This window comes from Paenibacillus polymyxa M1 (assembly GCF_000237325.1).
In the GTDB taxonomy this organism is placed as follows: Bacteria; Bacillota; Bacilli; order Paenibacillales; family Paenibacillaceae; genus Paenibacillus; species Paenibacillus polymyxa_C.
Window position 1 is genome coordinate 4,532,651 of sequence record NC_017542.1, and the last position, 25,767, is coordinate 4,558,417.

Annotated in this window: 20 protein-coding genes and 1 riboswitch; of the genes, 10 read left to right on the forward strand and 10 right to left on the reverse strand. The window is 41.1% G+C overall.

Going from position 1 to position 25,767, the window contains the following annotated elements; translation table 11 throughout:
* Positions 1-14: 14 nt before the first annotated feature.
* Entirely contained in the window at positions 15-1,508 is a 1,494-nt protein-coding gene (gene glpK / locus PPM_RS20405; RefSeq protein ID WP_013372701.1) for a glycerol kinase GlpK, read from the reverse strand.
* Positions 1,509-1,539: 31 nt separating this feature from the next.
* Positions 1,540-2,364 carry an MIP/aquaporin family protein gene (locus PPM_RS20410; RefSeq protein ID WP_013372702.1) on the reverse strand — a complete coding sequence of 275 codons (825 nt, stop codon included), beginning with the start codon at positions 2,362-2,364 and terminating at the stop codon, positions 1,540-1,542.
* A 317-nt stretch (positions 2,365-2,681) separates the two neighbouring features.
* On the opposite strand from PPM_RS20410, the gene PPM_RS20415 reads away from it, so the two are divergent.
* From PPM_RS20415 to PPM_RS20430, 4 genes are all read left to right on the forward strand, one after another.
* On the forward strand, positions 2,682-4,163 hold the full coding sequence (locus tag PPM_RS20415; protein WP_013372703.1) for a PTS transporter subunit EIIC: 1,482 nt from the start codon (positions 2,682-2,684) through the stop codon (positions 4,161-4,163).
* 197 nt (positions 4,164-4,360) lie between these two features.
* The gene (locus tag PPM_RS20420) at positions 4,361-5,644 is read left to right on the forward strand and encodes an ABC transporter substrate-binding protein (protein ID WP_016324661.1); all 1,284 of its coding nucleotides are present in this window, start codon (positions 4,361-4,363) and stop codon (positions 5,642-5,644) included.
* Between the two features lie 32 nt (positions 5,645-5,676).
* On the forward strand, positions 5,677-6,552 hold the full coding sequence (locus PPM_RS20425) for a carbohydrate ABC transporter permease (RefSeq protein WP_013372705.1): 876 nt from the start codon (positions 5,677-5,679) through the stop codon (positions 6,550-6,552).
* 21 nt (positions 6,553-6,573) lie between these two features.
* Positions 6,574-7,401 (forward strand): carbohydrate ABC transporter permease, encoded by an 828-nt coding sequence (locus PPM_RS20430; RefSeq protein ID WP_013372706.1) that lies wholly within the window; start codon positions 6,574-6,576, stop codon positions 7,399-7,401.
* Between the two features lie 237 nt (positions 7,402-7,638).
* Here the strand turns inward: PPM_RS20430 and PPM_RS29345 are convergent, their stop codons facing one another.
* From PPM_RS29345 to PPM_RS20450, 5 genes are all read right to left on the reverse strand, one after another.
* Positions 7,639-7,833 carry a hypothetical protein gene (locus PPM_RS29345; RefSeq protein WP_148266409.1) on the reverse strand — a complete coding sequence of 65 codons (195 nt, stop codon included), beginning with the start codon at positions 7,831-7,833 and terminating at the stop codon, positions 7,639-7,641.
* Positions 7,834-7,868: 35 nt separating this feature from the next.
* Positions 7,869-9,401 carry a radical SAM protein gene (locus PPM_RS20435; RefSeq protein ID WP_013372709.1) on the reverse strand — a complete coding sequence of 511 codons (1,533 nt, stop codon included), beginning with the start codon at positions 9,399-9,401 and terminating at the stop codon, positions 7,869-7,871.
* On the reverse strand, positions 9,367-11,040 hold the full coding sequence (locus PPM_RS20440; RefSeq protein ID WP_013372710.1) for an ATP-binding cassette domain-containing protein: 1,674 nt from the start codon (positions 11,038-11,040) through the stop codon (positions 9,367-9,369). Before PPM_RS20440 ends, PPM_RS20435 begins: the two co-directional genes overlap by 35 nt.
* A 245-nt stretch (positions 11,041-11,285) precedes the next feature.
* Entirely contained in the window at positions 11,286-11,933 is a 648-nt protein-coding gene (locus PPM_RS20445; RefSeq protein ID WP_013372711.1) for a hypothetical protein, read from the reverse strand.
* A complete protein-coding gene (locus tag PPM_RS20450) occupies positions 11,927-13,255 on the reverse strand; it encodes a radical SAM/SPASM domain-containing protein (protein ID WP_013372712.1) in 1,329 nt (442 codons plus the stop codon). The genes PPM_RS20445 and PPM_RS20450 overlap by 7 nt, the downstream gene beginning before the upstream one ends.
* 659 nt (positions 13,256-13,914) lie before the next feature.
* On the opposite strand from PPM_RS20450, the gene PPM_RS20455 reads away from it, so the two are divergent.
* Together PPM_RS20455 and PPM_RS20460 are read left to right on the forward strand one after the other, a co-directional pair.
* Complete coding sequence (locus tag PPM_RS20455) at positions 13,915-14,670, forward strand: LytR/AlgR family response regulator transcription factor (protein WP_228392871.1); 756 nt, start codon at positions 13,915-13,917, stop codon at positions 14,668-14,670.
* A gap of 317 nt (positions 14,671-14,987) precedes the next feature.
* A complete protein-coding gene (locus tag PPM_RS20460) occupies positions 14,988-15,689 on the forward strand; it encodes a sensor histidine kinase (protein WP_228392872.1) in 702 nt (233 codons plus the stop codon).
* A gap of 125 nt (positions 15,690-15,814) precedes the next feature.
* On the opposite strand, the gene PPM_RS20465 is transcribed toward PPM_RS20460, so the two are convergent.
* Together PPM_RS20465 and PPM_RS20470 are read right to left on the reverse strand one after the other, a co-directional pair.
* On the reverse strand, positions 15,815-17,233 hold the full coding sequence (locus PPM_RS20465) for an alanine/glycine:cation symporter family protein (protein WP_016324662.1): 1,419 nt from the start codon (positions 17,231-17,233) through the stop codon (positions 15,815-15,817).
* Positions 17,234-17,379: 146 nt separating this feature from the next.
* Positions 17,380-17,475, reverse strand: a riboswitch (glycine riboswitch).
* A 263-nt stretch (positions 17,476-17,738) separates the two neighbouring features.
* On the reverse strand, positions 17,739-19,196 hold the full coding sequence (locus PPM_RS20470; RefSeq protein ID WP_013372717.1) for a glycoside hydrolase family 1 protein: 1,458 nt from the start codon (positions 19,194-19,196) through the stop codon (positions 17,739-17,741).
* A gap of 209 nt (positions 19,197-19,405) precedes the next feature.
* Between PPM_RS20470 and PPM_RS20475 the strand changes: the two genes are divergently transcribed.
* From PPM_RS20475 to PPM_RS20490, 4 genes are all read left to right on the forward strand, one after another.
* Entirely contained in the window at positions 19,406-20,377 is a 972-nt protein-coding gene (locus tag PPM_RS20475) for a LacI family DNA-binding transcriptional regulator (protein ID WP_013372718.1), read from the forward strand.
* Positions 20,378-20,611: 234 nt separating this feature from the next.
* Positions 20,612-21,460, forward strand: a complete 849-nt coding sequence (licT, locus tag PPM_RS20480; RefSeq protein WP_013372719.1) for a BglG family transcription antiterminator LicT — start codon at positions 20,612-20,614, stop codon at positions 21,458-21,460.
* Positions 21,461-21,685: 225 nt separating this feature from the next.
* Positions 21,686-23,542, forward strand: coding sequence for a beta-glucoside-specific PTS transporter subunit IIABC (locus PPM_RS20485; RefSeq protein WP_016324663.1), 1,857 nt, complete (start codon positions 21,686-21,688; stop codon positions 23,540-23,542).
* A gap of 134 nt (positions 23,543-23,676) precedes the next feature.
* Positions 23,677-24,189 carry a thioredoxin family protein gene (locus PPM_RS20490; RefSeq protein WP_013372721.1) on the forward strand — a complete coding sequence of 171 codons (513 nt, stop codon included), beginning with the start codon at positions 23,677-23,679 and terminating at the stop codon, positions 24,187-24,189.
* A 199-nt stretch (positions 24,190-24,388) separates the two neighbouring features.
* Here the strand turns inward: PPM_RS20490 and PPM_RS20495 are convergent, their stop codons facing one another.
* The gene (locus PPM_RS20495) at positions 24,389-25,744 is read right to left on the reverse strand and encodes a sugar phosphate nucleotidyltransferase (protein WP_013372722.1); all 1,356 of its coding nucleotides are present in this window, start codon (positions 25,742-25,744) and stop codon (positions 24,389-24,391) included.
* Positions 25,745-25,767 lie beyond the last annotated feature (23 nt).

Consider the following 25,767-nt stretch of genomic DNA (forward strand, 5'->3'; position numbering starts at 1 on the left):
CTTCGTTTAAGCTATTACTTATAGGCCATCGTTGCATTCACGGCCTTTTTCCAGCCTTCATACAGGCTGTCACGTGTTGCTTCATCCATCGTAGGGGTAAAGGAAGTTTCCACCCTCACTCGCTTACGAAGTTCATCTGTACTCTTCCAGTATCCAACCGCCAAGCCTGCCAGACATGCGGCACCCAGCGCTGTTGTCTCATGGATGACCGGCCGTTCCACCGTCGCATCCAGAATATCGCTCTGGAATTGCATCAGAAAATTGTTCAACACAGCTCCACCATCCACTCGCAACATCTTCACCGTAATACCTGAGTCAATCTCCATGGCTGTAAGCACATCCTTGGTCTGATAAGCGAGCGACTCCAAGGTGGCGCGGATAAAATGCTCTTTTGTGGTTCCCCGCGTCAGACCGAACATCGCTCCACGCACCTCGCTATCCCAGTAGGGGCTGCCTAGTCCGACAAAAGCGGGTACAAGATACACCCCTTCTGTAGAGGAAACACGGGCCGCATAAGGCTCACTGTCCTTCGCCTCACGGAACATGCGCAGCCCGTCTCGCAGCCACTGGATCGCCGAGCCCGCAACAAACACACTCCCCTCAAGTGCGTATTGCACTTTGCCTTCCTCCAGTCCCCAAGCGATGGTCGTGATCAGACCGTGCTTGGATTCAACAGGCTGATCCCCCGTATTCATCAGCATAAAGCAGCCTGTGCCGTAAGTGTTTTTGATCATTCCTTTTTCATAACAAGCCTGACCGAACAAGGCTGCCTGCTGGTCACCTGCTGCACCAGCGATCGGTACATTCTGACCAAAAAAATGATAATCCACGGTGTGCGCATATACCTCGGAAGAGGGCCTTACCTCAGGCAGCATGATTTTTGGAACACCCAGAATGTCCAGCAGCTCTTCATCCCACTTGAGCTCATAAATATTGTACATCAGCGTTCTGGCCGCATTGGAGTAGTCTGTTACATGAGCCTTTCCACCGGATAGTTTCCAGATTAGCCACGAGTCAATCGTACCGAATAACAAGTCACCTCGTTCCGCCTTTTCACGCGCGCCTTCTACATGATCCAGTATCCACTTTACTTTAGTGCCTGAAAAATACGGGTCGATCAATAACCCTGTTTTGCTGTGAAACAACTCCTCATGCCCTTGCCGCTTCAATTCTTCGCAAATATCCGCGGTTTGGCGTGATTGCCATACGAGTACGTTATACACGGGTAATCCTGTATTTTTGTCCCACACGACCACCGATTCACGCTGATTGGTAATGCCTATGGCAGCAATTTGGTTAGCTTTTACACCCGATTCGGAAAGACAGGAGGCAATAACGCCCAGAATAGAGCTCCATATTTCATTCGCATTCTGCTCTACCCAGCCAGGGTGAGGAAAATATTGCGGAAATTCCCGCTGGGCCGAGTACACCACATCTCCTTCGCTATTGAACAAAATCGCTCTTGAACTTGTCGTTCCCTGGTCTAGTGACAAAATATATTTTCCCATGTTCATCTCTCCCCGTGTAAATCCATCGTTTTTACGCTGTAAGCTTATGATTCATTTTATGATTTTTATAAGTGCGACTGATACGGAAGGTAATCAAGAGTACCACCGCGATGACCCCTAATAAAATCCAGAAAGCCGGAGTCACACTTCCCTTAAAAACGGCCTGATAAAATGGCCCTGCGAAAGATCCCCCCAATAGCGGTCCTACAATGGGCACCCATGCGTATCCCCAGTTGGATGCTCCCTTCCCGGGAATCGGTAGCAAATAATGCATCAGACGCGGTCCAAAATCCCTCACTGGATTGATGGCATAACCCGTTGTACCTCCAAGGGATAAACCGATACTGACAATCAAAAAACCAACAATCAGCGGTTTCAGACCGTCTGTAAATGAATTGGCACCAAACGACAGTAAGGCAAGGACAAAGATAAAAGTACCTATCATTTCACTAAGCACGTTGGCAAACGGATGATCAATAGCTGGTCCTGTCGCAAATACACTGAGTTTGGTTGCTGCGTCCTCCGTCTCTTTCCAGTGGGGCCAATAATGCAAAATGACGATCACTGCACCCGCCATGGCCCCAAAAAGCTGGGCCACAATATAGCCGGGAACATCCTGCCATGGAAAACTACCCTGAAATGCCAACGCGAGTGTAACTGCCGGATTCAAATGCGCTCCGCTGATTTGACCCACCGCATACACCGCAATAGCTACCGCGAGCCCCCACCCCATTCCGATCACAATCCAGCCGGAAGCGTGAGCAAATGACTTTTTCAGGGACACCCCTGCGCACACTCCGCCACCTAGGGCAATAAGAATCATTGTCCCTATGAATTCGGCTGCGTATGGCGACATACAACCAACCTCCTCAATAGATCCTCCGATTTTGATCGTTTTCATCGCGCAAAAAAAGAAAAGCCATCACAAACCAACCCTGTGCTGTACCATGGGATGTCTGCGTGGCTCTCTCGTCTCCGTCACGATTATTAACTTAAATTTGATATTATATAAGCATGTAAGCGATGTCAACTACGGATTTACGTCTTTTTGTATTCTAAAATAATCGTTGACCATGTTAGATTGCGCGATTTATGATGTAAAAAAATGGCTGGACGTAAGGATTTCAGGATGAATACGACACTCCCAAACTTGATGAAGAAGGGAAGAATGTTATGCTGAAATTTCTACAAAAAATCGGCAAGTCGTTAATGCTTCCAGTAGCTACTTTACCCGCCGCAGGGATCTTGCAAGGGCTAGCTCTCATTAATTATGAAACGGACATTCCGCTTGGTCCTGGAGTCGGTGGATTTCTGAATCATTATGTCACTCCTTTTCTGAACGAAGGAGCGGGTGCCATCTTCGGCAACCTGGCGCTCATTTTCTCCATCGGTGTTGCCATTGGCCTGGCAGGCGACGCGGTAGCCGCACTTTCGGCAGTCATTGCCTACTTGGTGCTGACCCGTATTTTGGCGGCCGTACCGGGTATATTTGCGTATATTCCAGACGACGTCAAGCTGGACATGGGCGTATTGGGTGGTATTTTTATCGGCGGATGGTCTGCTTACCTGTTTAAAAAATATCACAATATTCAGCTTCCAGATTGGCTTGGCTTTTTTTCGGGCAAACGTTTTGTCCCCATGATTACCGCCTTCACGACCATGATTCTAGCCATTCTGCTCGGCATGATCTGGAGTCCGATACAAGATGGAATTGCAGCCTTCGGCAACTGGATTGTCGGCTTTGGCGGAATCGGCTCAATGGTGTTCATGATTGCCAATCGGCTGCTGATCCCGCTCGGTTTGCATCATGTGTTGAACTCGATCGCATGGTTTCAAATTGGTGACTATACCAATGCTGCAGGTGAAGTTGTTCATGGTGATCTGACGCGTTTTTTTGCAGGTGATACATCGGCAGGTATGTTCATGTCCGGCTTCTTCCCCATTATGATGTTCGCTCTGCCGGCAGCGGCTCTCGCATTCATCCATACGGCCAAACCGGAAAAACGTAAAGCTGTCGCTTCCATCTTTATTGGTTCTGCGCTAGCGTCGTTCCTGACCGGAATTACTGAGCCCCTCGAATTTTCGTTTATGTTCATTGCACCATTGCTTTACGGCGTTCATGCTCTGCTGACAGGGCTGAGCGGTCTGGTCGTATACCTATTGGATGTCAAACTCGGCTTTTCTTTTTCAGCAGGTCTCATTGACTATCTGGTCAATATGAAGCTCTCCACTCACCCTTTGCGAATGATCCCGATCGGGCTTGTCTTCGCCTTCGTGTATTATTTTCTATTCCGCTTCATCATTCTCAAATTCAACCTAAAGACTCCCGGGCGTGAAGACGATGTAGATGACAATCTCCTATCTGAGGCTAACGAATCCATACCCCACGGAAAGGCAAGCACCCTATCCGACATTCAGTCCAGTCATGCAGACAAGGTCCTAACCTATCTCGGCGGTTCAGACAACATCCAAAGCATTGATGCCTGTATCACACGGCTACGCCTTGTCGTCAAAGACGACAAAGTGGTTAACGATCAAGCTCTTAAGAAGCTCGGAGCTTCAGGAATTATCAGGCTTGGGAACGGTACCCTGCAGGTTATTTTCGGTACTCGGTCCGAAACTCTGAAAGATGAGATACAACGATTGATGTCATGAAGCTAATCCCCTGACTTAAACACGTGCGATCTTCCTATAACAGACGCACGTGCTTTTTTTTATGGATAAACGTTTCAAATTTTTTGTTTTTGGTTAAGGCAATGCACATAAATGGGTAACAGCTTCATATGATGGAGCTAAACCATTTACAACTTGTTCAGTAGGCAGATTATTCAGATAGCAAGGAGGGAAATGATGTGAAGACAGTACAATGGCTGATATTATGTCTTGCTTTTCTCACTATGATTAGTGGTTGTAGTGGGTCCCTGTCCTCTGAAGGCCAACCATCTGAAACTAATTTGTCAAACGGAAAAAAGATAACGCTTACATTATGGTATTGGAATCGTTCTATTGATGATGAATTGCTCGCCCAGGCGGAAAAACAGTTCCCCGACATTGAATTAAAAACTCAAAAAATAGGCGGTGACTTTAAAGCCAAACTGAAGACAACGCTCGCAGCTCGTTCCGGTGAACCAGACATCGTAGCTCTGAACGACTGGATGGTGGAGCTGTTCCCCAGTGCAGATCGTTTTTATGATTTAAGGGAACTCGGAGCAGATCGCCTGAAGGATCAATATTTGGAATGGAAATGGAATCAGGGGATCACTCCTGATGGTAAAATGATTGCATTTCCTATGGATACTGGACCCACCGCCCTCTTCTATCGTAGCGACCTGTTTGAACAGGCGGGCTTACCTAGTGATCCTGAACAGGTCAGTTCCTCTATCCGTACATGGGATGATTACATGGCAGCCGGAGAACAACTTCGTCAGAAATTCGGAAGTCGTTCGTTTTTGGCTGATAATATTGTAAACGTTTACAATCAAGTGCTTGCTCAGCATACGAACCTATACTTCAAGCCGGACGGAAGTTATGTCGGCAATCAATCTCCTGACATCCGCCTAGGCTGGAAAACCGCTGTGGATTTCCATAGGAAGCATCTGCTCGCCAATGCGGATGGCTGGACTCCCGAATGGAACGCTTCGGTCAATAACGGTAAAATCGCCTCGTTCGTAGGGGCAATCTGGATGAAGCAAGTTCTCACAGAGGCTGCACCGGATACAGCAGGCAAATGGAGAGTCGCTCGGGCTCCTGGAGGAGACGGCAATCTGGGAGGTTCTTTCATCTCTATCCTCAAATCCAGCCAACACCCCAAAGAAGCCTTTGAAGTCCTGACCTGGCTGCAAAACCCGGAACACCAACTGGAAGCCTACCACAAAATCGGGCTGTTCCCATCCACTCCCGGCGTCTATGACGATCCAGTCATGGAGACACCCGAGCCTTTCTTTGGTGGTCAGGCCACTGGTCTCATTTTTGCCGCCTCCGCGCGTCATGTGAAAAGCAGCTATTTCGGCGAGCGCTATCCTGTCATCCATGGCATAGTGACCCGCCGTCTTTCCAATGTGGCCAAACAAGATGCCGATCCCGACGCATTATGGTCGGAAACGATGCAACGAATTGAACGGGAATTACAGCGGTAAAAAACAAAATCCAAAAAAGGCGTGTGGACAATATGCTGAGAGAAATCTGGAAGCACCGGGCCGTATATGCTGCGATCTCGCCATTTTATCTGCTGTTTGCCATCTTTGGCTTGTTTCCGATTGGCTTTTCATTGTACCTGGCGTTTCACAAATGGGACGGGATCGGAGACATGACCTATAACGGTTGGGGTAACTTTCGTTACCTTGTGACAGACACCGAATTTTGGCAGGCTGTAGGCAATACGTTTGTGATCTGGGTGTATGCCACGATTCCAATGCTACTTCTAGCCCTTATTGTTGCCTTTCTGCTTTATGCCCCTTTTGTGAAATTGCGCACCTTATGGCGAGTTGGATTCTTCCTGCCCAATGTGACGTCTATTGTTGCTGTTGCCATCATCTTCGGCGCCTTATTTGCCAACAATTTTGGATTTCTCAACTATCTTCTGCAGCTTTTGGGGCTACCTATGATCCAATGGCTCAATGTGCCGTGGGGTATCCAAATCGCCATTTCTTCCATGGTCGTCTGGAGATGGATGGGCTACAACGCCATCATCTATCTGGCTGGACTCCAGAGTATTCCGCATGTGCTGTATGAGGCCGCCAAAATAGACGGCGCAACCGGAGCACAGGCTTTTTTCCGCATCACCATTCCCATGTTGCGTCCAGTCATTTTGTTTACGGTCATTACGTCCACCATCGGCGGTATGCAGCTCTTCACTGAGCCACAGGTTCTGGTCGGTAATGACGGCGGTTCCGGGGCAAGTGGCATGACCATCGTTTTATACCTGTACCGCGAGTCGTTCATCAACAACTATTTTGGATATGGTGCTGCCGTCGGATGGGGTATGTTTCTCATCATTGCCGTATTCTCCATCATCAATTGGAAACTCGTTCAAGGTAAAAAATAACGATGGAAGGAGCGTCACAACATGATGCAGACACGTGCAAAATCCATTGTTCTATATGCCGGGCTGTTGGTGGGTATCATCCTGTCGATGTTTCCGTTTTACTGGCTGATCGTCATGGCGACCCGTACAACCTCAGACATCTATCGTTTTCCGCCACAATTGTGGTTCGGTAGCCACTTCCTGGATAACATAACGAGAGTATTGCAGCAGATTGATTTTGCTGGAGCTTTTTTTAATACCCTTTTTGTAGCCAGTTCTGTTACCGTATTGGTGCTGTTTTTTGATTCACTGGCTGGTTTTGCATTCGCCAAGTTTGATTTTCCGGGCAAAAAGGGGCTATTCGTCATACTGCTTGCAACAATGATGGTCCCTTCACAACTTTCGCTCGTCCCCTCCTTTGTCATGATGGCTTCCTTTGGATGGGTAGGTACGTTCAAAGCGCTCATCATCCCAGGTATGGTAAATGCTTTCGGTATTTTCTGGATCCGCCAGTATGCAGAAGAATCCATTCCCAAAGAGTTGCTGGATGCGGGGCGTATGGACGGGTGCAGCTTTTTTCGGCTGTACTGGAATGTAGCACTGCCGATTTTAAGACCTGCGTTCGCTTTTCTCGGCGCATTTACCTTTATAGGAGCTTGGAATGATTACTTATGGCCGTTAATCGTTTTAACGGATGAGCGCAAATTTACGCTCCAGATTGCATTGTCCCAGTTGAACGGGATTTACAATACGGACTATGCGATGGTCATTGCTGGCACCCTGCTGGCTGTACTCCCTCTTATTATTTTGTTTCTTTTTATCAGCCGCCAGTTTATTTCCGATCTTGCCGCTGGAGCGATCAAAGATTAGCTTCACTTGATTCCCATCTGGAAATATTGCCCTAAATGGAACACTGCAAATGAGTTACTTCGAAGACTGAGCTTCGCATACGATTGAATATGCACCGTCTGCCTGTGATCCATATTCCCCTGCAAACTTGTTTCCATATTTTTGTAATGATTAATAAAAAATCGCTTCCACTCATCTAACTGAGTAGAAGCGATTTTTTCAAAATTGATATTCTACAAACGTTGATCCTTTAATAGATCAACTCAAAGCCATATCATAGTTTGCACTACTATTCATTTGTCTATCAGGGCGACATTTACATGCACAATTCGAGCCATGTCCAAAATCATGAAGTATGTTATTACTACCGGAAGAACATATGCAAGATAAAGGAACAATTCCAAGACTATTTGCCATTAAAGGCTTCTTTCCAAATGGATTTACAATTCTCATTTATAATCCTCCTTCAACTCTACTTTGTTTATAGATTACACCAAAGTAATATGATTTAATGCTTCTAATAAATGTGGTTTGTTTTCCAAGATAGTATGATAGCTTATCAATGCATGTTCTAGCATATCTAAAGAACGCCTACAAGCCATTCTCTTTTTTTCAATATTAAATTTGTCACTATCGTAACATTCGACGTAACATACCGAACATAGACGTATAGCCCAACATTCAGAACATTGTGGTAAGCTTTCCTTACAATAGTCCTCTATATAACGATCAATTAACACAGTTTCATCTAAACCACTGTAAACATTCCCAACTGAAGGTGATTTTCCTATGCGTTCGCATAAATGAAAATCTCCATTTGCCGTTACATAGATTCTTCTTGTCGCAGGTGAACAGCAGCCATTTAAATTATAATTCGGGTAAGGAGTTTCAGTTAAAATCCTATCATGTATTATTGAGAATTGTTTGTGTAAAAAATCGATTGTGAATGGGTTACTTTGTGATGTATAAGTATTATTTAACATCAGATCAGTTGTCCAGTTCCCTACAGGGTTATCATAACAATGTATAGGGTTTTCTTCAGTAATCGTTTTCTCTATGTCAGACGAGTGTCTCACATAAGAAATATTTTTAGTAATATCCTTAGGTACCCACGAAAGAGAATTAAAGAAATTTTGAATTTTTTTCATTACCGCATCATTAGTTGGTCTGGGTGTTACCATGCTTAGCGATATAAGGGAATTACTTTTTTCTCCATAAGCATTAATTAGATATTTAAGACCATGAATTGCCTTGTCGTAAGTGCCCGCGCCATTTTTAAATACCCTTCTACAATCATGTATTTCCTTTGGACCATCAATACTACATACAACTCCAAAGTTAGGGATTGTAGATAGATATTCTGCGATTTCAGCAGTCATTAAGGTTAAATTTGTTGTCATTGAAAAAGTTAGATCTTTACCAGCGCCATTTTCCAGAGCATAGGCTACACAATGCTTTAATAATTTAAATTCTATTAATGGCTCCCCACCATAAAAAGTTACCGCGACTTTTTTACCTGAGTTTTTTAAAGTATAATCAATTGCTAACTCTGCTACTTGCCAAGACATGTGTCTACGTCCAAACTCTCTGAAGTCTATGTTTCCTGAATGATATATGCAATAGTGACATGCCATATTACATTGTTCGGTCAACTCCAGTGTAACCTGTTCTAGATGGCTTTTTGCATTTTTTAAAACCTCATCTTCTGATAGTGCAAAGGATAAAAGAGGAGGAGCTTGGAATAAATGCTGCTCATGCGCAACATGTATTAAGTCAATTAGAATAGTCAATGTATCATCATTAACTTTAATAGGATTTATTACCTTCGCTATATCTCCGTACAATTGTAAGTTATTTAGAAATGTATACTCTATTTCATTACATTCCATTACTTTGCCTGTGCCCACATCATATAAATAGGATTTATTCTTTGTCTGAAATAACTTAAATAGTCGAGAATAATTCCCATACTGTTTTTCGATGTTTCTAAAGAACTCCATAACTGTGGAATCCAATATCATCACGTTCCTTTTGGATTTCGATATTCAGGATATGGTCACATGCTGCTAATAGTCTCTGGTCATGTGATACCACGATTGTTATCTTTCTTGACTTTTGCTTAGTCAATATTTCTACAAGTCCACTTACACTCTTTGAATCTAGGGCTGATGTTGGCTCATCAAGAATCGTTAAGAATGAATCTTTACTTAATGCACGAATCAAAGATAATTTTTGCTTTTCACCACCAGAAAAGTTGCTCCCATTTTCATTTATTAATATATTTTCAAGGTTAGATTTTGTTATCATCCCTTCAAGACCAAAGGCATTTATAAGCTCATTTTGGTTACTAGCAGTCTCTTTCGAAAAATTAATTCCAAATCTTAAATATTCCTCTATTGGTAGATTTAAAAACTCCGGATTCTGTTCTACATAAGAAATTTTAAAACGCCTCATATTAAGCATATCCAAATCTTTTATGGAGCAATTATTAAAAGCTATCTCTCCTGTGTAAAGATCACTATATAGACCTATCATAGTATTAAGTAATGTTGTTTTGCCTGAACCATTATGGCCACATATCCCGTAAATTTCCCCCTTAGAAAAATCATAAGAAAAGTCTCTAAATACGCTTTCACCAGAATATTTAACACCTAATTTTTTAATACTTATTTTCTCTAATTCTACAAGTGTTGCACTACCATAAATATCATTTTCAGATTTCATAATGTCATTTAACCGTTCTATCGATACTTTCGTCTCTTGGTATGAGCTTGCTAAACTTAATAAATATGAGGTTGACGAGATGATCATTGAAAGGTAGGTGTTAATTATAGTGAACTGCCCTACACTCATTTGGCCAATTACAACTTTATGACCTCCAATTCCAATTACAAATATATAGCAGATGATCAATATAAATTGATTTAGATTTGAGAAAATATAATTAGTTTTCACTTGTGAAGTCGCAACTCTAAATAATGAATTAAATGCTTTATTTAACCGCTCATTCATTTCATTAAAGAGTACATTCTTCTTTATAAAAACCAATTTGTTAATTTGTTCGACTTTTTTAGAGTAGTATTCATTTGCTTCTTTTTTGTATTTCAAATTTGCTTTATACAATTTTTTTCTAAAAACCACATATGTAAATATATAAAATGGAATAAGCGAGAAAATTATAACGCATAGTAGTACATCAGCTTTTAAAACAATAATACCGCTGACAATTATTGTTATTACTTGCAATACTAAGTTAGAAATATTATTTGAAAAAAAGTCAACTACTGTGGATGAATCATTATTAATTTGGTCAACTAAGTATGCATTATCCTTATCTTTGAAGACCGACAGTTTGGTTTTAAATATCTTTTGATAGATATCATTGCAGATTTCGTATAATAATAAATTATTCAATTTGGTAGAGAAAAGAGCAGTTAAATATTGTATGAGAATGTTTGCTATATTTATAATCCCCAGTAACAGTACAAAATATAAAATGATACTTATATTACTTTTTGATACTAAATAATCAATATATATGCCTGTGATGTAAGGCACAATAATTCCTATAATCCACAATACTGAAGTAACTGCAATGTAAAAAAATACATACTTGCGCGTTTTTGAAAGGTATTTTTTCAAGTATTCTAGGACTATCATATTCATCACCTATATTTCATATTAGGTAAATCTTAGCGAGATGCTGAAACAGCATCTCGCTAAGTAATGTTACTTCTCTTAAGCTACATCTTGTAGGAACAAGAAAGAGTACAGCCACTTGAACCGTGGAAAGGACAATGTGCACTTACTTGTACAGCACTTTTTACTAATACGTCCATGGTTTTTCCCTCCTTAAATTTTAATTTATATAAATAACATACAGTTGAAAAACTATATGCTACTTATCACTTTTGAGCTGCAATAGAAAATGCACTGTTTTCAAGCGTGATATTTATTTTTGCTTTACCTGCCCCATTTATATAGTTATATGTTAAGTTTGGTCTAAACAATGGCCATCCCGCAGGAACACTTAATGCACTTGCAGTCGTCTTAACTGTAACCGTGTAATCGGAAGCTCCTTTACTAAAAGTTAAGGAACCTGAACCTTTTGTATTGTCATAATTAATGGCTTTTGAGTATCCTACAGGCACACGAACTGACATTGAGGAACCATCTACACCTGTGATATCAAGATTAGTATTTAGCTCTGGAAGTGAAACTCCAGCCTTTGTACTTTCCACCGTTATTTTTTCATAACTTTTTTCAGGAATTAAAATATTAACTCTGTCGGAAATGCCGTTAACTGAGCCTTTCCCCTTTACTGTGATGTAAATTGTATATCCACTTAATGTAGAAGTGACAGTATACAAGGATTTGTTATACTCATAACTAAAATCACTTGCTGAAGTTTTTGTAACGGTGACATTACAATTTATAGCCGTTAGATTGATATTCTTAACATCATTTGAAGCTGCATTACTTGAAGAACCTAATGGCATCCCCATAAGTAAGAAACCACATAAAACAATACACATTTTTTTTAGCATTAACATGATTCAGAAACCTCCTTCTTATTTTCCGTTAATTGTCCAGCCAGTAATACTTTCGTGCACTCGGTAATATACTCCTGCAAATTATAACGATATTGCTCACATATGTTAAAGTCTGCCATTCTATTGTGAGGGCATCCTCCTAAACACACAGGTAAGTACTTACAGTCTGAACATTTTTCATCTTCAGTAGGATCATATAATAAATAACAACCAAGAAGCTCAGTATTCCATTTCACTGATGTATCTTCATTTATAATTCCAACACACTGCTCAATAATTCCAATATCGCTCCAACATTTATATAAATGACCAAGAGGATCAATAACGAAACTATTATACTTATCCGCAGAACAATAATTACCTTTAGGTGCAGGATAAATATAACTAATTGGGATATCATTTTCCGACATAAATTTTAAATTAAATTTTGAATACATCTCGTCTGTCAAGCACTTAGTTCCCTCATACTTTCCATTCGTCGGCGTAACTAATCCTAGATAAGGTATTACATTTTCCAATAAAGAATTTTCCTTTAAGAATCCTACGATTTCATGTAAATTCAACCAGTTGTCTTGGTCAGTATTTATTCTCATAAATATCTTAATCATCCCTTTAATTTGCTTGAGGTTATTCATTATGACATCAAATGTCCCTCTTCCACTTACTAAAGGGCGTCTAAGATCATGTACTTCTTTAGGACCGTCAACAGTGACTTGAATATCATTTACTCCACATGAGATTAACGTTTGAACTTTTTCTTTATTTAAAAGATAGCCGTTTGTAATGACACTGGCCGTATATTGTATATTGTTTTCTTTACATATTTCCAAAAAATCTTCCGATATCCTAACTATCTGCTTCATTGCAATCAAGGGCTCACCGCCATACCATGTAACATTAAGAGTGTCAAGTTTACTAGCATTTGTTTTAACAAAATTGACTATACTTTGAGCTGTTTCTTCACTCATAGTTTTGTTATGATATTGGTCTTTCTCAAAACAGTATACACATCGAAAATTGCAGGCCATTGTAGGGGCAATTGTTAGCATTAAATTAGAAGATTCAAACCGATTTTTTAAGAGGTTTACCTTTACATATGCTTTTTCATTCATATTATCTTCTACGATATAGCCACATTCGATAAGATTTTTAAGATAAGTATCATTATTTATTGCCAATCCATTGTTTGTAAGTTCGCAAAACTGTTTATAGTACTCCGGTTCAAGAACTGCCAATGCACCTGTTCGAGAATTATAAAGTACCGTTTTATCGGTATTTTCAATAATGTCATTAAAAATAAAGTTATATTGCGAAGCTTTCATTTTAGCCCTCCTTAGAATGGATACGGTCCTTATGTAATTATGAATCGATTATTAATTAGTGACAAAATTCACATAAGTTTTAAAAATAAGATGTACGCTCATTTTGAGTTGCAAATTTCATTCTTGCAGTGCACCCTAGATAGCTTTTACTTCTCGGCTTTTAATGTAGCATAAGGCAAAAAGAAAAAATAAGCTTGTATCCTGAAATGCAAAAAAATCCATCTCAACGACCAAATATGTCAGCTTCATGTGAGATTAACATTTTTGTTACCTATATTTCTTTAATGGTAAAGTACGTTACTTGTTAATTCTTTGTTTATATGTCCAAAGAAAATAAAGGATTAGACTGCTTGAGACCGCAGCAAAGATTAAAAGCACTAGGAGCGTGCAACTGCTTGTTCCTCCGTTGTTGTAACGCGAACTGAACCAGTAGAGCTTTAGCTGAATACTTTTATAAAGGCTGAAAATAAGGTTTCTAAGCAATAAAAAAGAACATATCCATTCCCTCGCCTGGGCTACGTCCTCTCCACAGTATAAGTATGCATTTGAACTTTTACTAACAAAAATTCCATAACCTGATGGTAATTATTTTCATATGTAAAACATCACTTCGAATAGACTTTTTTTACAATATACTGGATTTATATAACATATTTGAGGTGGTCTATTTGTTTCAAGTTGCTGTTTGTGACGATGATCCCGCAATGCATAAAATTTTACAACACTTTTTCATGTGTATGTCAGTAAGTGAATCCTTAGATTTTAATCTACAATTCTTTTTATCGGGGGAAGATCTAATCAAATCTTATAGTTCACAAGAGCGATACTCCTTTCATATTATCTTGTTAGATATTGAAATGAGGGAATTATCGGGAATTGAAACTGCAAAACTTATTCGCCTTTTTCCTGACCGAGAAGTTCAAATCATATTTCTAACTAACTATCCAGAATACATGCTAGAAAGTTTTGAAGTACAAGCATTTCAATATTTACTTAAACCCCTTACTTATAAACTCTTTGTAGAAAAGATAAATAAACTATGTCATTATATGCGTTCTTCAGTATCCCACTTTCTATCTGTGAAAAATAAAACTGAGCATCTTGTATTGAGACACTCTGAAATCATAGCCATCTCAAAAGGTGAAAACAATTACATCCATAATGAACTTTGTATTGCAACGGATTCACACAACTATTTTATTTCCGGAACGTTGAAAGCGGTTTATGAACAATTAAAATATCCGTTTGTGTTTATACATAGGTCAATAATTGTGAATTTAGTTCATATACGTAAGTTTTCAACTACTTCTGTTATTATGTCAAACCAACAAGAATTTCCTGTAGGTCGTTCTCACGCTAAATCGCTTCGTGAGGCGTATGCTCGTTTTATAATTTCTCGTTTTCAGGAAGGGTGAGTTTTTTGAATCATTGCGTTTACATTAATGTCACCTCGTTTTCTAATTACTCTTTATTTTTGTTTAGCACAACAAAGCAAAGTGATTTTTCCAATCCAATAGTTAACCTTTTTTTACTTTTCGCCTCTTTATACTTCATACTTATTATAGTACTATTCGTTCATTATTTAAAAAAAGGAAGAAAATACAATATAGGGATTATGTATTATTTTGTAATATTAATAGGAACATCGTTTAACTTATTCATACATTATAGTTTATTTTCTTTAATGAAATATAATTAATTCCTTATAATGTCAATAATCGGTATTATTGGAATGAACGTAATTATTGTCTTTCTAATGGACAAGCTGATAGAAAAGTCAAACCTCTCACGCTTTTTTCAAAAGCAAATGCTGATGCAAGAAAAACATTATAAAGAAACAACTCGATCTCTTAGTGATATCAAACGAAGTATTCATGATTTCAAAAAACAGTTAATATTTGTCCGTGCTTGTCTACAAGAACAGAGGACGGAAGAGGGTGTTAATCACATTAACCAAACTCTAGAAAATATAGAATCACCACGACTTCATATAACAACAGGACATCTTGTTATTGATGCCTTGGTAAATCACACTTTCAGCATCGCTGATAAAAGTGGGATAGCTTTCTTTCATCAAATCCATATTAACCCTGCAAACATTAGTATTGGAAGTCATGATCTATGTATTGTCTTAGGTAATGTTTTCGATAATGCTATTGAAGCTGTAAGGCAGCTTCCTAGAAAGAAAGAGCATTCAATTCATTTGGAAATTTTAACCGATAATTCTGCCCTATGGATTTATGTTCGCAATTCAAAAAGTAATTGTCTCAATACAGCATTCTCAACCAAAACATACACCCCCCCTTTAAAAAAACATGGGTATGGATTACTTAACATCCATCAAGTAATAAAGAAGTACGGTGGTTATTTAAATACAACAATTACGGATTCAAATTTTCAAATTACGATTATGATTCCATGTAATAACCCTTAGATTTGTAAACATTATGAATTAATGGCTATTCAGAATAAATAAAATGTCGGTAAATACCAGTCTTATAACAATTAAAAGGGAGTGTCCTCAAGCCTATGATGGCTGAGAGCACTCCCTTTTATTATTTATGAATTGATCGTTTGTCCTTTTTCTTCTACTTGGATAGCCGCCCCTACATTGGCACCTGCAAGAATGCCCTTTTTCTTATTAGGATACAAAGAATTCATATAGGTTCGGGTTTCTGCAACGACAATGCCTGACAAGCCGAGCAGTGCAATCAGGTTTGGAAAAGCCATCATTGCGTTAAAAATATCTGCCAGCAGCCAGATGGCATCGAGCTTGATGAACGCGCCTCCGGCAACCAGTATGATGAACAGATAACGGTATGGTTTAATCCACTTGACCCCAAGCAAATATTCAACACAGCGTTCCCCGTAGTAGTTCCAGCCAAGTATCGTTGTGAACGCAAATAAAATAAGGCTAATCGTCACGAGCTCTGCTCCAGCCGGAAAGGCACTGGAAAACGCATGTTGAGTCATCAGACCTCCATCATCATTTCCACTCCATATTCCCGTAACCAGCAATGTAAATCCTGTCAAATTACAAATAATCATCGTATCGATAAAAACGCCCGTCATGGATATTAGTCCTTGTTCTGCGGGCCATTTCGTCTTAGCTGCTGCTGCTGCGATTGGCGCACTTCCCAAACCAGCTTCATTTGCAAAGATCCCTCTGGCAACTCCGCTTCGCATCGCCAGCATAATCGTGGCTCCGGCAAATCCACCCGTCGCAGATGTTGTCGAGAAAGCCCCTTGTAATACTAGTGCGATCGCATGAGGAAGCTCTCCTGCAAACTTAATGAGTACGATTAAACAAACCACGATATAGAGCCCCGACATGAATGGAACAATCTTTGTGGATACCTTGGCGATACTTTTGAGTCCTCCAATCGTAACAACAGCCGTCAACACGGAAATAATGATTGCTGTAACTACTGTTGGCACGCCAAAGCTACTTTCCGTAGAAGAAACGATAGCCTTTACTTGCGGAAAAGTACCGATTCCAAATAGTGCTACAAGAATACCAGAAAAGGCAAACAACATCGCCAGCGGCTTGAAACGGCGGCCAAGCCCGTTTTCAATATAATACATCGGTCCACCCGAAAATTGTCCGTTCCGGTCTTTAACACGGTATTTAACGGATAATAGCCCTTCCGCATATTTGGTTGCCATCCCGAAAAAAGCTGCAACCAGCATCCAGAATAATGAACCGGGCCCACCCAGTTTGATCGCTGTTGCGACACCGACGATACTTCCCGTACCTACAGTAGCTGCGAGTGCCGTACTCAATGCTCCAAAGCTACTGACATCCCCGCTGCCTTCGTCCGGCGCTTTACCAATTAGCTTGAGCGCTAAGGGCAATCGAATAATCTGAAGCATCTTCAGACGGATCGTTAGCCACAACCCAGTGCCCATGACGAGAATTAGAAGCGGCGCTCCCCACATCCAACTGTCAATTGTTTCTAATAAATGTACCAAATTCATTTCAACCCGCTCCTCCAGCATATTAAAAAACAAAAAAGAGTCAAATCCGTTGATTCGACTCCTGGAGAGGTTAAAGGCACGAAAAATAAACCAATTTGTACAGGATTTTATCTCTAAAAAGCCTAGAGTATTCCCTGTCACAGGTTATTCGCGTCTCTGTCCTTTTGCCTGAGAGTTTAAGCAGATGATAATCTGCGGTGCACCTTCGGCGCCCAATTAAGGGTCTCTCCAGAGTTCTGTCCGTTTACGGTCCCTGCTTGTTGCTGTAAATCAGCTTAAGCACCTGAGAGTTTTGCCCCTTCGGTCGGAACTTTCGTTCCATCTCCCGCAAACATCAACCAGACATATGAAATTTTTATTTATTATACAGAAAACTTTCAGCGTATTACAAGTGAAAAATTTGTGAAGCCCTCTGACAAATCAATAGGGTGTCTATACAAAAAGCGGGTACAGCAGATTGCATCCTAAGGATTTTCTCTGCTGTACCCGCCAAAACGATATAGAATTACAATTCTTCACCATTGGTTGCTATCACATTTTTATACCAGTTAAATGAGTCCTTTTTGGAGCGTTGGAGCGTTCCGTTACCGTCATCATCCAGATCAACGTAAATAAATCCGTAGCGCTTGGACATTTCGGAAGTAGACATGCTCACAAGGTCGATAGGACCCCAGCTGGTGTAACCAATCAGATCAACACCGTCAGCAATGGCTTCCTTCATTTGGGCAATATGCTGACGCAAGTAATCAATGCGATACGTGTCATGCACAGAGCCGTCCTCTTCTACCTTATCGTACGCACCCAGGCCATTTTCCACGATGAACAGCGGCTTTTGGTAACGGTCATAAAACGTATTTAGTGTAACACGCAGGCCGATCGGATCAATCTGCCATCCCCAATCGGAGGATTGCAAATACGGATTTTTCACACCGCCAATCAGGTTCCCTGCTGCCTTTTCTCCTTCTGGACCTGCCGATACGGTCAAGGTCATGTAGTAGCTAAATGAGATAAAATCAACCGTATTATTTTTCAAAATTTCAGCATCGCCGGGTTCTGTCTGGATCACAATATTATTTTCTTCAAAATAGCGGTTCATATAGTTGGGATACTCCCCACGAGCATGCACATCCGTAAAGAACAGGTTCATTTGATTTTCATGCTGTGCTTTCAGAATATCCTCTGGGTTACACGTATGTGGGTAGCTTTCAATGCGAGCCAGCATACAGCCGATCTGAGCACCCGGAATGATCTCATGTCCCCGTTTGGTCGCCAGTGCACTTGCTACAAATTGATGGTGCAATGCTTGATATATCGCTTGTTGTTTGTTTTCTACACGGTCAATAACCACACCGCCGCCAGTAAACGGACTCATGGTCATGACATTGATTTCGTTAAAGGTCAGCCAGTATTTTACTTTATCCTTATAGCGTGTAAATACCGTTTCGGCATATTTTACGTAATGATCTACGACTTCGCGTCCCAACCAGCCATTATACTTCTGTGTCAGACCTAGCGGTGTTTCATAATGTGACAATGTTACCAACGGCTCAATTCCATACTTGCGCAGCTCATCGAATACATTGTCGTAAAATTGCAATCCTGCTTCATTCGGCTCGGCATCATATCCATTCGGGAAAATCCGCGACCAGTGGATGGACATCCGGAATACTTTAAAGCCCATTTCTGCAAACAAAGCAATATCTTCTTTGTAGCGGTGGTAGAAGTCCACTCCTTCACGCTTTGGAAAACGGGCGTTTACCTTCCCTGCCAAGATGTCCTCCAGTCGTTCAGACGAAATTTCTATAGCATGATCGTTTTTACGTTCTGCCTTAGGTACATAGGCTATCATGTCTGCGCTGGACAGGCCTTTTCCATCTACGTCAAAAGCACCTTCCAATTGGTTGGCTGCAGTTGCCCCGCCCCATAGGAAGTTTTGCGGGAATCCTTTTAGCGTCTTCGTCATGGTATGAAAACCTCTTTTCTTATCTAATGTTTTCACTCTAGTCAATAACCCATCAGGTGCTGCAATGCGAATCAATAACTAACGGTGACCGTTATCCTTTGAAATGCACCGATAGATGCTTTAAAATAGACGTAATGCCCTCATAAGCATCCTAATTGTTGTAACGCGTTTCATGTCAAGTATTTTTTTCTTAGGTGAGGAGAAGCATCATGTCGAATCTTGATCAAATTGCAAAACTGGCGGGCTTTTCCAAAGCTACGGTATCCAGAGTGTTAAATCAGTCCCCCCATGTAAGCCACGAAACCAGAACTAAAATTTTAAAAATCATGCAGGAATTAGATTATGTTCCTAATCGGAATGCGATTTCTTTATCCAAGGGCCAAACGCTTCAGATTGGTATCATCACATCAACTATTAATGAAATTGTTCTGGCATTTCTGGACAGCTTTGTAGAAATCGCAGGACAATATGAATTTCAAACCATTATTTATACTTCGGGAGAAGACAAAAAGAAAGAGCTTCAAGCATTCGAGGATTTAAAAAGAAAAAGAGTCGATGCGCTGGTCATCATTTCCTGCGTGAATGACACTGATTTTTTGAGTACTTATTGCAAATATGGACCGATCGTGGCATGGCAACGAATGGAGCATACCGATATTCGCTCCGTCGCAATGGATCAGTATGAAGGATATATGTTAGCGCTCAAACATTTGATACAAAAAGGCTATACACGTATAGCCAATGCTTTTGGTCGTCCAAGCAGCATCAATACTCACAGCAGACAACGTGCTTATGAGCAGATCATGAGTGAACACAATCTGCCAGTGTTGCAGCACTGGAACTATTCTTCTATTTATAACATTCGTGACGGCGAACAGGTTGTGCGCAATTTATTACAGCATCGTGAGGAATTTCCGGAGGCTATTTTGTGTGCAAACGATTATGTAGCAGTGGGCATTCTCTGCGAAGCGCGCAGACAATTGCTGAAGGTACCAGAAGATCTGGCGATTATTGGGTTTGATAACACGGAGCTGGCGCACACGATGGGAATTACAACGGTTCAAAATCCCATAATGGCTCAGGCACAAAATGCTTTTTTCATGCTTTCTCCTCAGCTGATTGGACGCCAGATGGAGCTTCATTCACTGGAGTACAGCCTCATTGAGCGTACAACCACTTAAGAGCACAGTTGGCTCGCAAACTAGGCAAATGGGCCTTAATATAAAATATTTTTTGTCGAAAGAGAATAAAATATGTTGAAATCGCTTTTTTTTGTGCTACAATAGCACTATATCGAAGGATTGTGACCGGTGATGCGGGCAATGCCTGAGTTCAATTGAGTGCTATTGCTAACAATAGTATTGAATTGTGCTTGGGCATTTTTTATTGGTAAAGGATGGGAGGGGGGAACTTCAATGATTATTGAGAAGGTGCTCAATAACAACGTCCTGTTGACTAAAAACGATAAAGGCAAAGAGGTCATCGTCATGGGAAGAGGTATTTCCTTCAAAAAGGTGGCTGGCGACCCAGTCGATGATCATAAAATAGATAAGATTTTCATGTTAAATGAAAACGAGTTCACGGCCAGACTAACTGAGCTGCTGAACGATATTCCCGTGTCTCATCTGGAGGTCGTGAATGAAATCGTGACCCATGCAGCAGAAGTGCTGGATACGGAGTTAAGTGATAACATTTATTTAACATTGACCGACCATATTCATTTTGCCATACAGCGGGAAGAAAAAGGATTAGCACTCAAAAACGCGATGCTGTATGAAATTAAACGCTTTTACAAAAAAGAATTTGCAGTTGGACTGGATGCTCTGCAAAAAATAGAAAATACGCTCGGTGTAAAATTGGGCGAAGACGAAGCGGGATTTATTGCATTGCATATGGTGAATGCACGGATCGACGGTAACGAGATGAAGGCTACACTGAAAATGACCGAGATTGTCCAACACATATTGAACATTATTACGTATCATTATGGGATTGTGCTGGATGAGTCTTCTTTTAGCTATTCGAGATTTTTGACCCATTTGCAATATTTTGCAATGCGAGTGATTCGCAAAGAGGTTATTCACAGTGGTGAAGAATTTTTGTACAACCAGGTAAAGCAAACCTATACCGAAGCTTTTGCTTGTACCCAAAAAATTAATGAATATCTAGAAAAAACATATGATCAATATTTAAGCAAAGATGAATATGTATATCTAACGATTCACATTCATCGGGTAACTGAGCGTAATAACATATCAGGCTAAAAATTTCATATCCTCATCGTTCATGGATTGTGACTGGTAAGGCAGGCAAAACCTAAACTGATGGTGAAATCAACGTTCCCTCATAGAAGGAGTGCGTCGTTTTCACCACGAGTTTAGGTTTTTCTTGTTTACAAGGTTATAAAGATGCACGCCGGCGCATCTTAGCAACAGCTGTAAACGGTAAATCCTATCAGTAGCAAGAATAACACTTAAGGAGTTCTGAACATGAGTGATAAAGAGCTATCCAAAAAAATAGTGACTCTCGTTGGCGGCGAAGAGAATGTCAATTCGGTATTTCATTGCGCTACACGCTTGAGATTTAAATTAAAGGATCGCACAAAAGCGGACAAAGCTGCACTGGAAGCTACGCCTGGTGTCATTACAGTGGTGGAAAGCAGCGGACAGTTCCAAGTGGTCATCGGTAACAATGTAGGCCAAGTCTTTGAGCATATGATGGCAGAAACAAATCTGCAGGATGCGGATAATCCAAATGCGAAAAAAGAAGAATCTTCCGAAAAAACGAATTTTCTCGGCAAAGCGGTCGATATCATTTCCAGCATTTTCTCCCCTCTCTTGGGTGCTCTTGCCGGAGCAGGTTTGCTCAAAGGGATTATGGCCTTAATTGCGTCGCTCCATTGGATTGATACTGCAAGCGGTACGTATCTCATTCTGAATGCCGCTTCGGACAGCGTATTTTATTTCTTGCCTATATTCCTAGCTATTACATCGTCCCGTAAATTTAAGACCAATGCCTTTGTATCAGTCGCAGTTGCTGGAGCACTCGTGTACCCGGATGTTATTGCAGCGGTGGACAATCCGGCAAAACTGGCTTTTCTCGGGATTCCAATCATTCTGATAAAATACAGTTCCAGTGTAATCCCAATTATTCTCGCGGTATGGGTACAATCCTATGTGGAACGCTGGTTTAATTCCTTTGTTCATCAATCAGTTAAAAACATTATCGTACCTATGCTATCACTGCTGGTCGTTGTTCCATTGACGTTTTTGGCCTTTGGTCCAGTCGGTAACCTGATTAGTCAAGGCTTGGCGAACGGTTTTACATGGGTATACAATTTAAGCCCATTGATTGCCGGGGCTGTTGCCGGGGCGTTCTGGCAAGTATTTGTTATTTTCGGCGTACACTGGGGCTTCGTTCCTATTATGCTGTCCAATATTCAAACATTGGGTTATGACACGATGCTTCCAATACTTACAGCAGCCGTACTTTCTCAAGCTGGTGCAACACTGGGGGTATTCCTGAAATCACGAAATACTCAAATGAAGGCTTTGGCTGGTTCCTCTACACTGGCAGCTGTATTCGGGATTACTGAACCTACGATTTATGGTGTAACTTTGAAATTGAAAAAGCCGTTCATTTATGCTTGTATTTCTGGTGGTATTGGGGGCGCGATTATCGCTTCCGGTGGAGCGACTGCAAAATCCTTCTCCCTGCCTAGTTTACTGGCGCTTCCAACTTATTTTGGAGCTGGATTCTTGTGGGTTGTCCTCGGCTTACTTGTTGCCTTTGTACTCGCAGTTGTATTGGTTATGATTTTGGGCTTTGATGATCCAAAAGAAGAAGCTGTAAAAACAGAAACAGCACCCGTAAAAAAAGAAGTAACAATCGAAAAGGAAATCCTCGTAAGTCCGTTGCAAGGTAAAGTGCTGCCATTGGAACAATCTTCTGATGTTGCTTTTGCTTCAGGCGCTATGGGGAAAGGAATCTTGATCGATCCTACAGAGGGTGTGCTGACATCTCCGGTTAACGGAACGATTACGACCGTATTCCCGACCGGACATGCCATCGGTATTACTTCCAATGACGGAGCAGAAATTCTGATTCACGTTGGTGTTAATACGGTGAAGCTGAAAGGACAATTCTTTGACAAGCGCGTCAAAGAGGGTGATGTGGTGAAGCAAGGGCAGTTGTTGCTTGAATTTGATATCGAACAAATTAAGGCGGCAGGCTATACAACGACTACGCCGATCATCGTAACCAATTCCGCTCAATACCTGGATGTACTGAACACCATGGAAACTGAAGTGAAACGTGAGGATTACTTATTGACTGTTGTAGTCTAACGTTTAACTTTCAGACTAAAAGAAGCTTTCCTAATGGAAAGCTTCTTTTTTATACATCATGAGACAAGTGTTACAGCGAAAAATGGAAATATCATATATTGTAAGTTTGAGATTGTAAAAAAAGGAGGATTTCTGTGAAAAAAGGATATATCGCCGGGTTAAGTGTCATTGTGTTGCTTATCATTGGTATCGCTATTTCAGCTGTAGTTAAATTTCAAGACCTAGAGCAGGTAGTTCAGCAGAAAGATAAAGAGATCCAAGCGAGCAAAAGCAATTACCCCGAAATATATGACCACTTGAATGCGGTTACAATTGATGGTTTTAAACAATTCATTCAGCAGGATCAAAGTGTATTTGTTTATGTTGGCAGACCCAGTTGTGGCGACTGCAACCGATTTGAGCCTAACTTTAACAAGATGATCGAACAGTATGATCTGGGCTCCAAAATTACGTTTTTGAACGTTCACAAAATTCATAAGGACAAAGCCCAATGGAATAAATTCAAAGCAGATTACAACGTAAAATACACCCCCACGATTGCAGAATTCAGAAACGGCAAGCTGGTGGATAAAATAGAATGGATGCCGAAAAGAGACCTCAGTACAGATGCCGTAAAAGAGTGGCTAACCTTCAAAAAACTCATTTAATAAGCCTCTTTCCTATCCAATTCATTAAGAACAATACGAGTTGTTCATGCAAAAAAGGTATTCAAGCGAACAACGCATGAATACCTTTTTATTGAGCATTTCCAGCCATCAAGCTTGATTAAAAAATAGTTCCTAGCGCTCTTCACTGGCTTCAGATGAACCTCGTTCTTACCCGTTCGTTCCTATATTACAGGCACCTTTATACAGTACGAGCATCAATCCAATCGGGAAATTCATATCGGATAATATCCGTTTCGGATACGATATGTCCGATTTGTGACTCAATGAATTCCAAATCTCCCTCTACGGCTCCTATAAAATGCTTGGTACCAGGTTCTACAACGATGACCATACCGGGGCTGACGGTCTGTGTCATCCCATTGATACAGACGCTTCCGGTTCCTGAAACGATGGTCCAAACCTCTTTTCGAAACTGATGCTCATGATAGCTGATAAATCTCCCCTTCGAAATGACAACCCGTTTGGTGACCGTTTGTAACCCGCTTGCTGCTTGTTGATGGGATAAGACCGTTTGCTTACCCCAAAAGCGCTCCTCAAAACGCGGCCCAATTTCAATTTCTGCCACCATATCCTTAATTCCTGTTGATGATTGTCGATCCGTAACCAACACGCCATCCGGTCCAGCAACGACAATAATGTCTGGGACATTCCAGATGCTGACCGGAATCTCCAGTTCATTGATGATATGCGAGTCATGTGATGCTTCTGAAATATATCCGGGACCGCTCAGCTTTGAACTCACTTCCCGCACCAACGAATCCCATGTTCCTAAATCTCTCCATTCTCCATGATATGGGAGCACGGAGAGCTTACGAGTGTGTTCTACTACCGCAATATCAAAGCTGGTTTTAGGCAAGTCTGCGTAATTTGTCGAAAGTGTTTCATAATCGGCTGGTAAACCCATTTGCGTCAGCACATCCAATAAAAATCCGATTCTAAAAGCAAACACTCCGCAATTCCATAACGCTCCTTCACGGATCAATACTTCGGAGCGAATCAGATCAGGCTTTTCTACAAATGAACTCACTCTATAGTATTCCTGGTCAGACAAAGGAGATGAAGGCACAATATATCCATATTTGTCCGAGGGCTCAGTTGGAACAGCCCCCATCAATGCGATATGGCTTCCTGATTGCTCTAATATCGAAGGAAGCCTGCGCAGATGCTCGAAAAATTCATCCCCCGCATAGCCATCCACCGGCATGACCCCTACGATTTCGTCGCGTGATGCGCCTGCAACATCATGCAAGTAAGCCGTAGCCAGGGAAATAGCCGGAAAGGTATCCCGCTGAGTCGGCTCCTCAATCACCACAGCGTCTCCGCCAATTTGCCCCTGAATCAGTTCGATCTGAGTTCCACTCGTAGAAAAATAAGCTTGATCTGCCAAATCAGCTTCATCTAACTGTCTCCATATCCGTTGCAGCATACTTTCCGGTCGCTCGTCATGACGTAGGATGGAAAGAAACTGCTTGGGGCGGTTCACATTGGATAAGGGCCATAGTCGTTTACCCGAACCTCCGGATAATAAAATCATTCGCAAAGATGCAACCTTCTTCC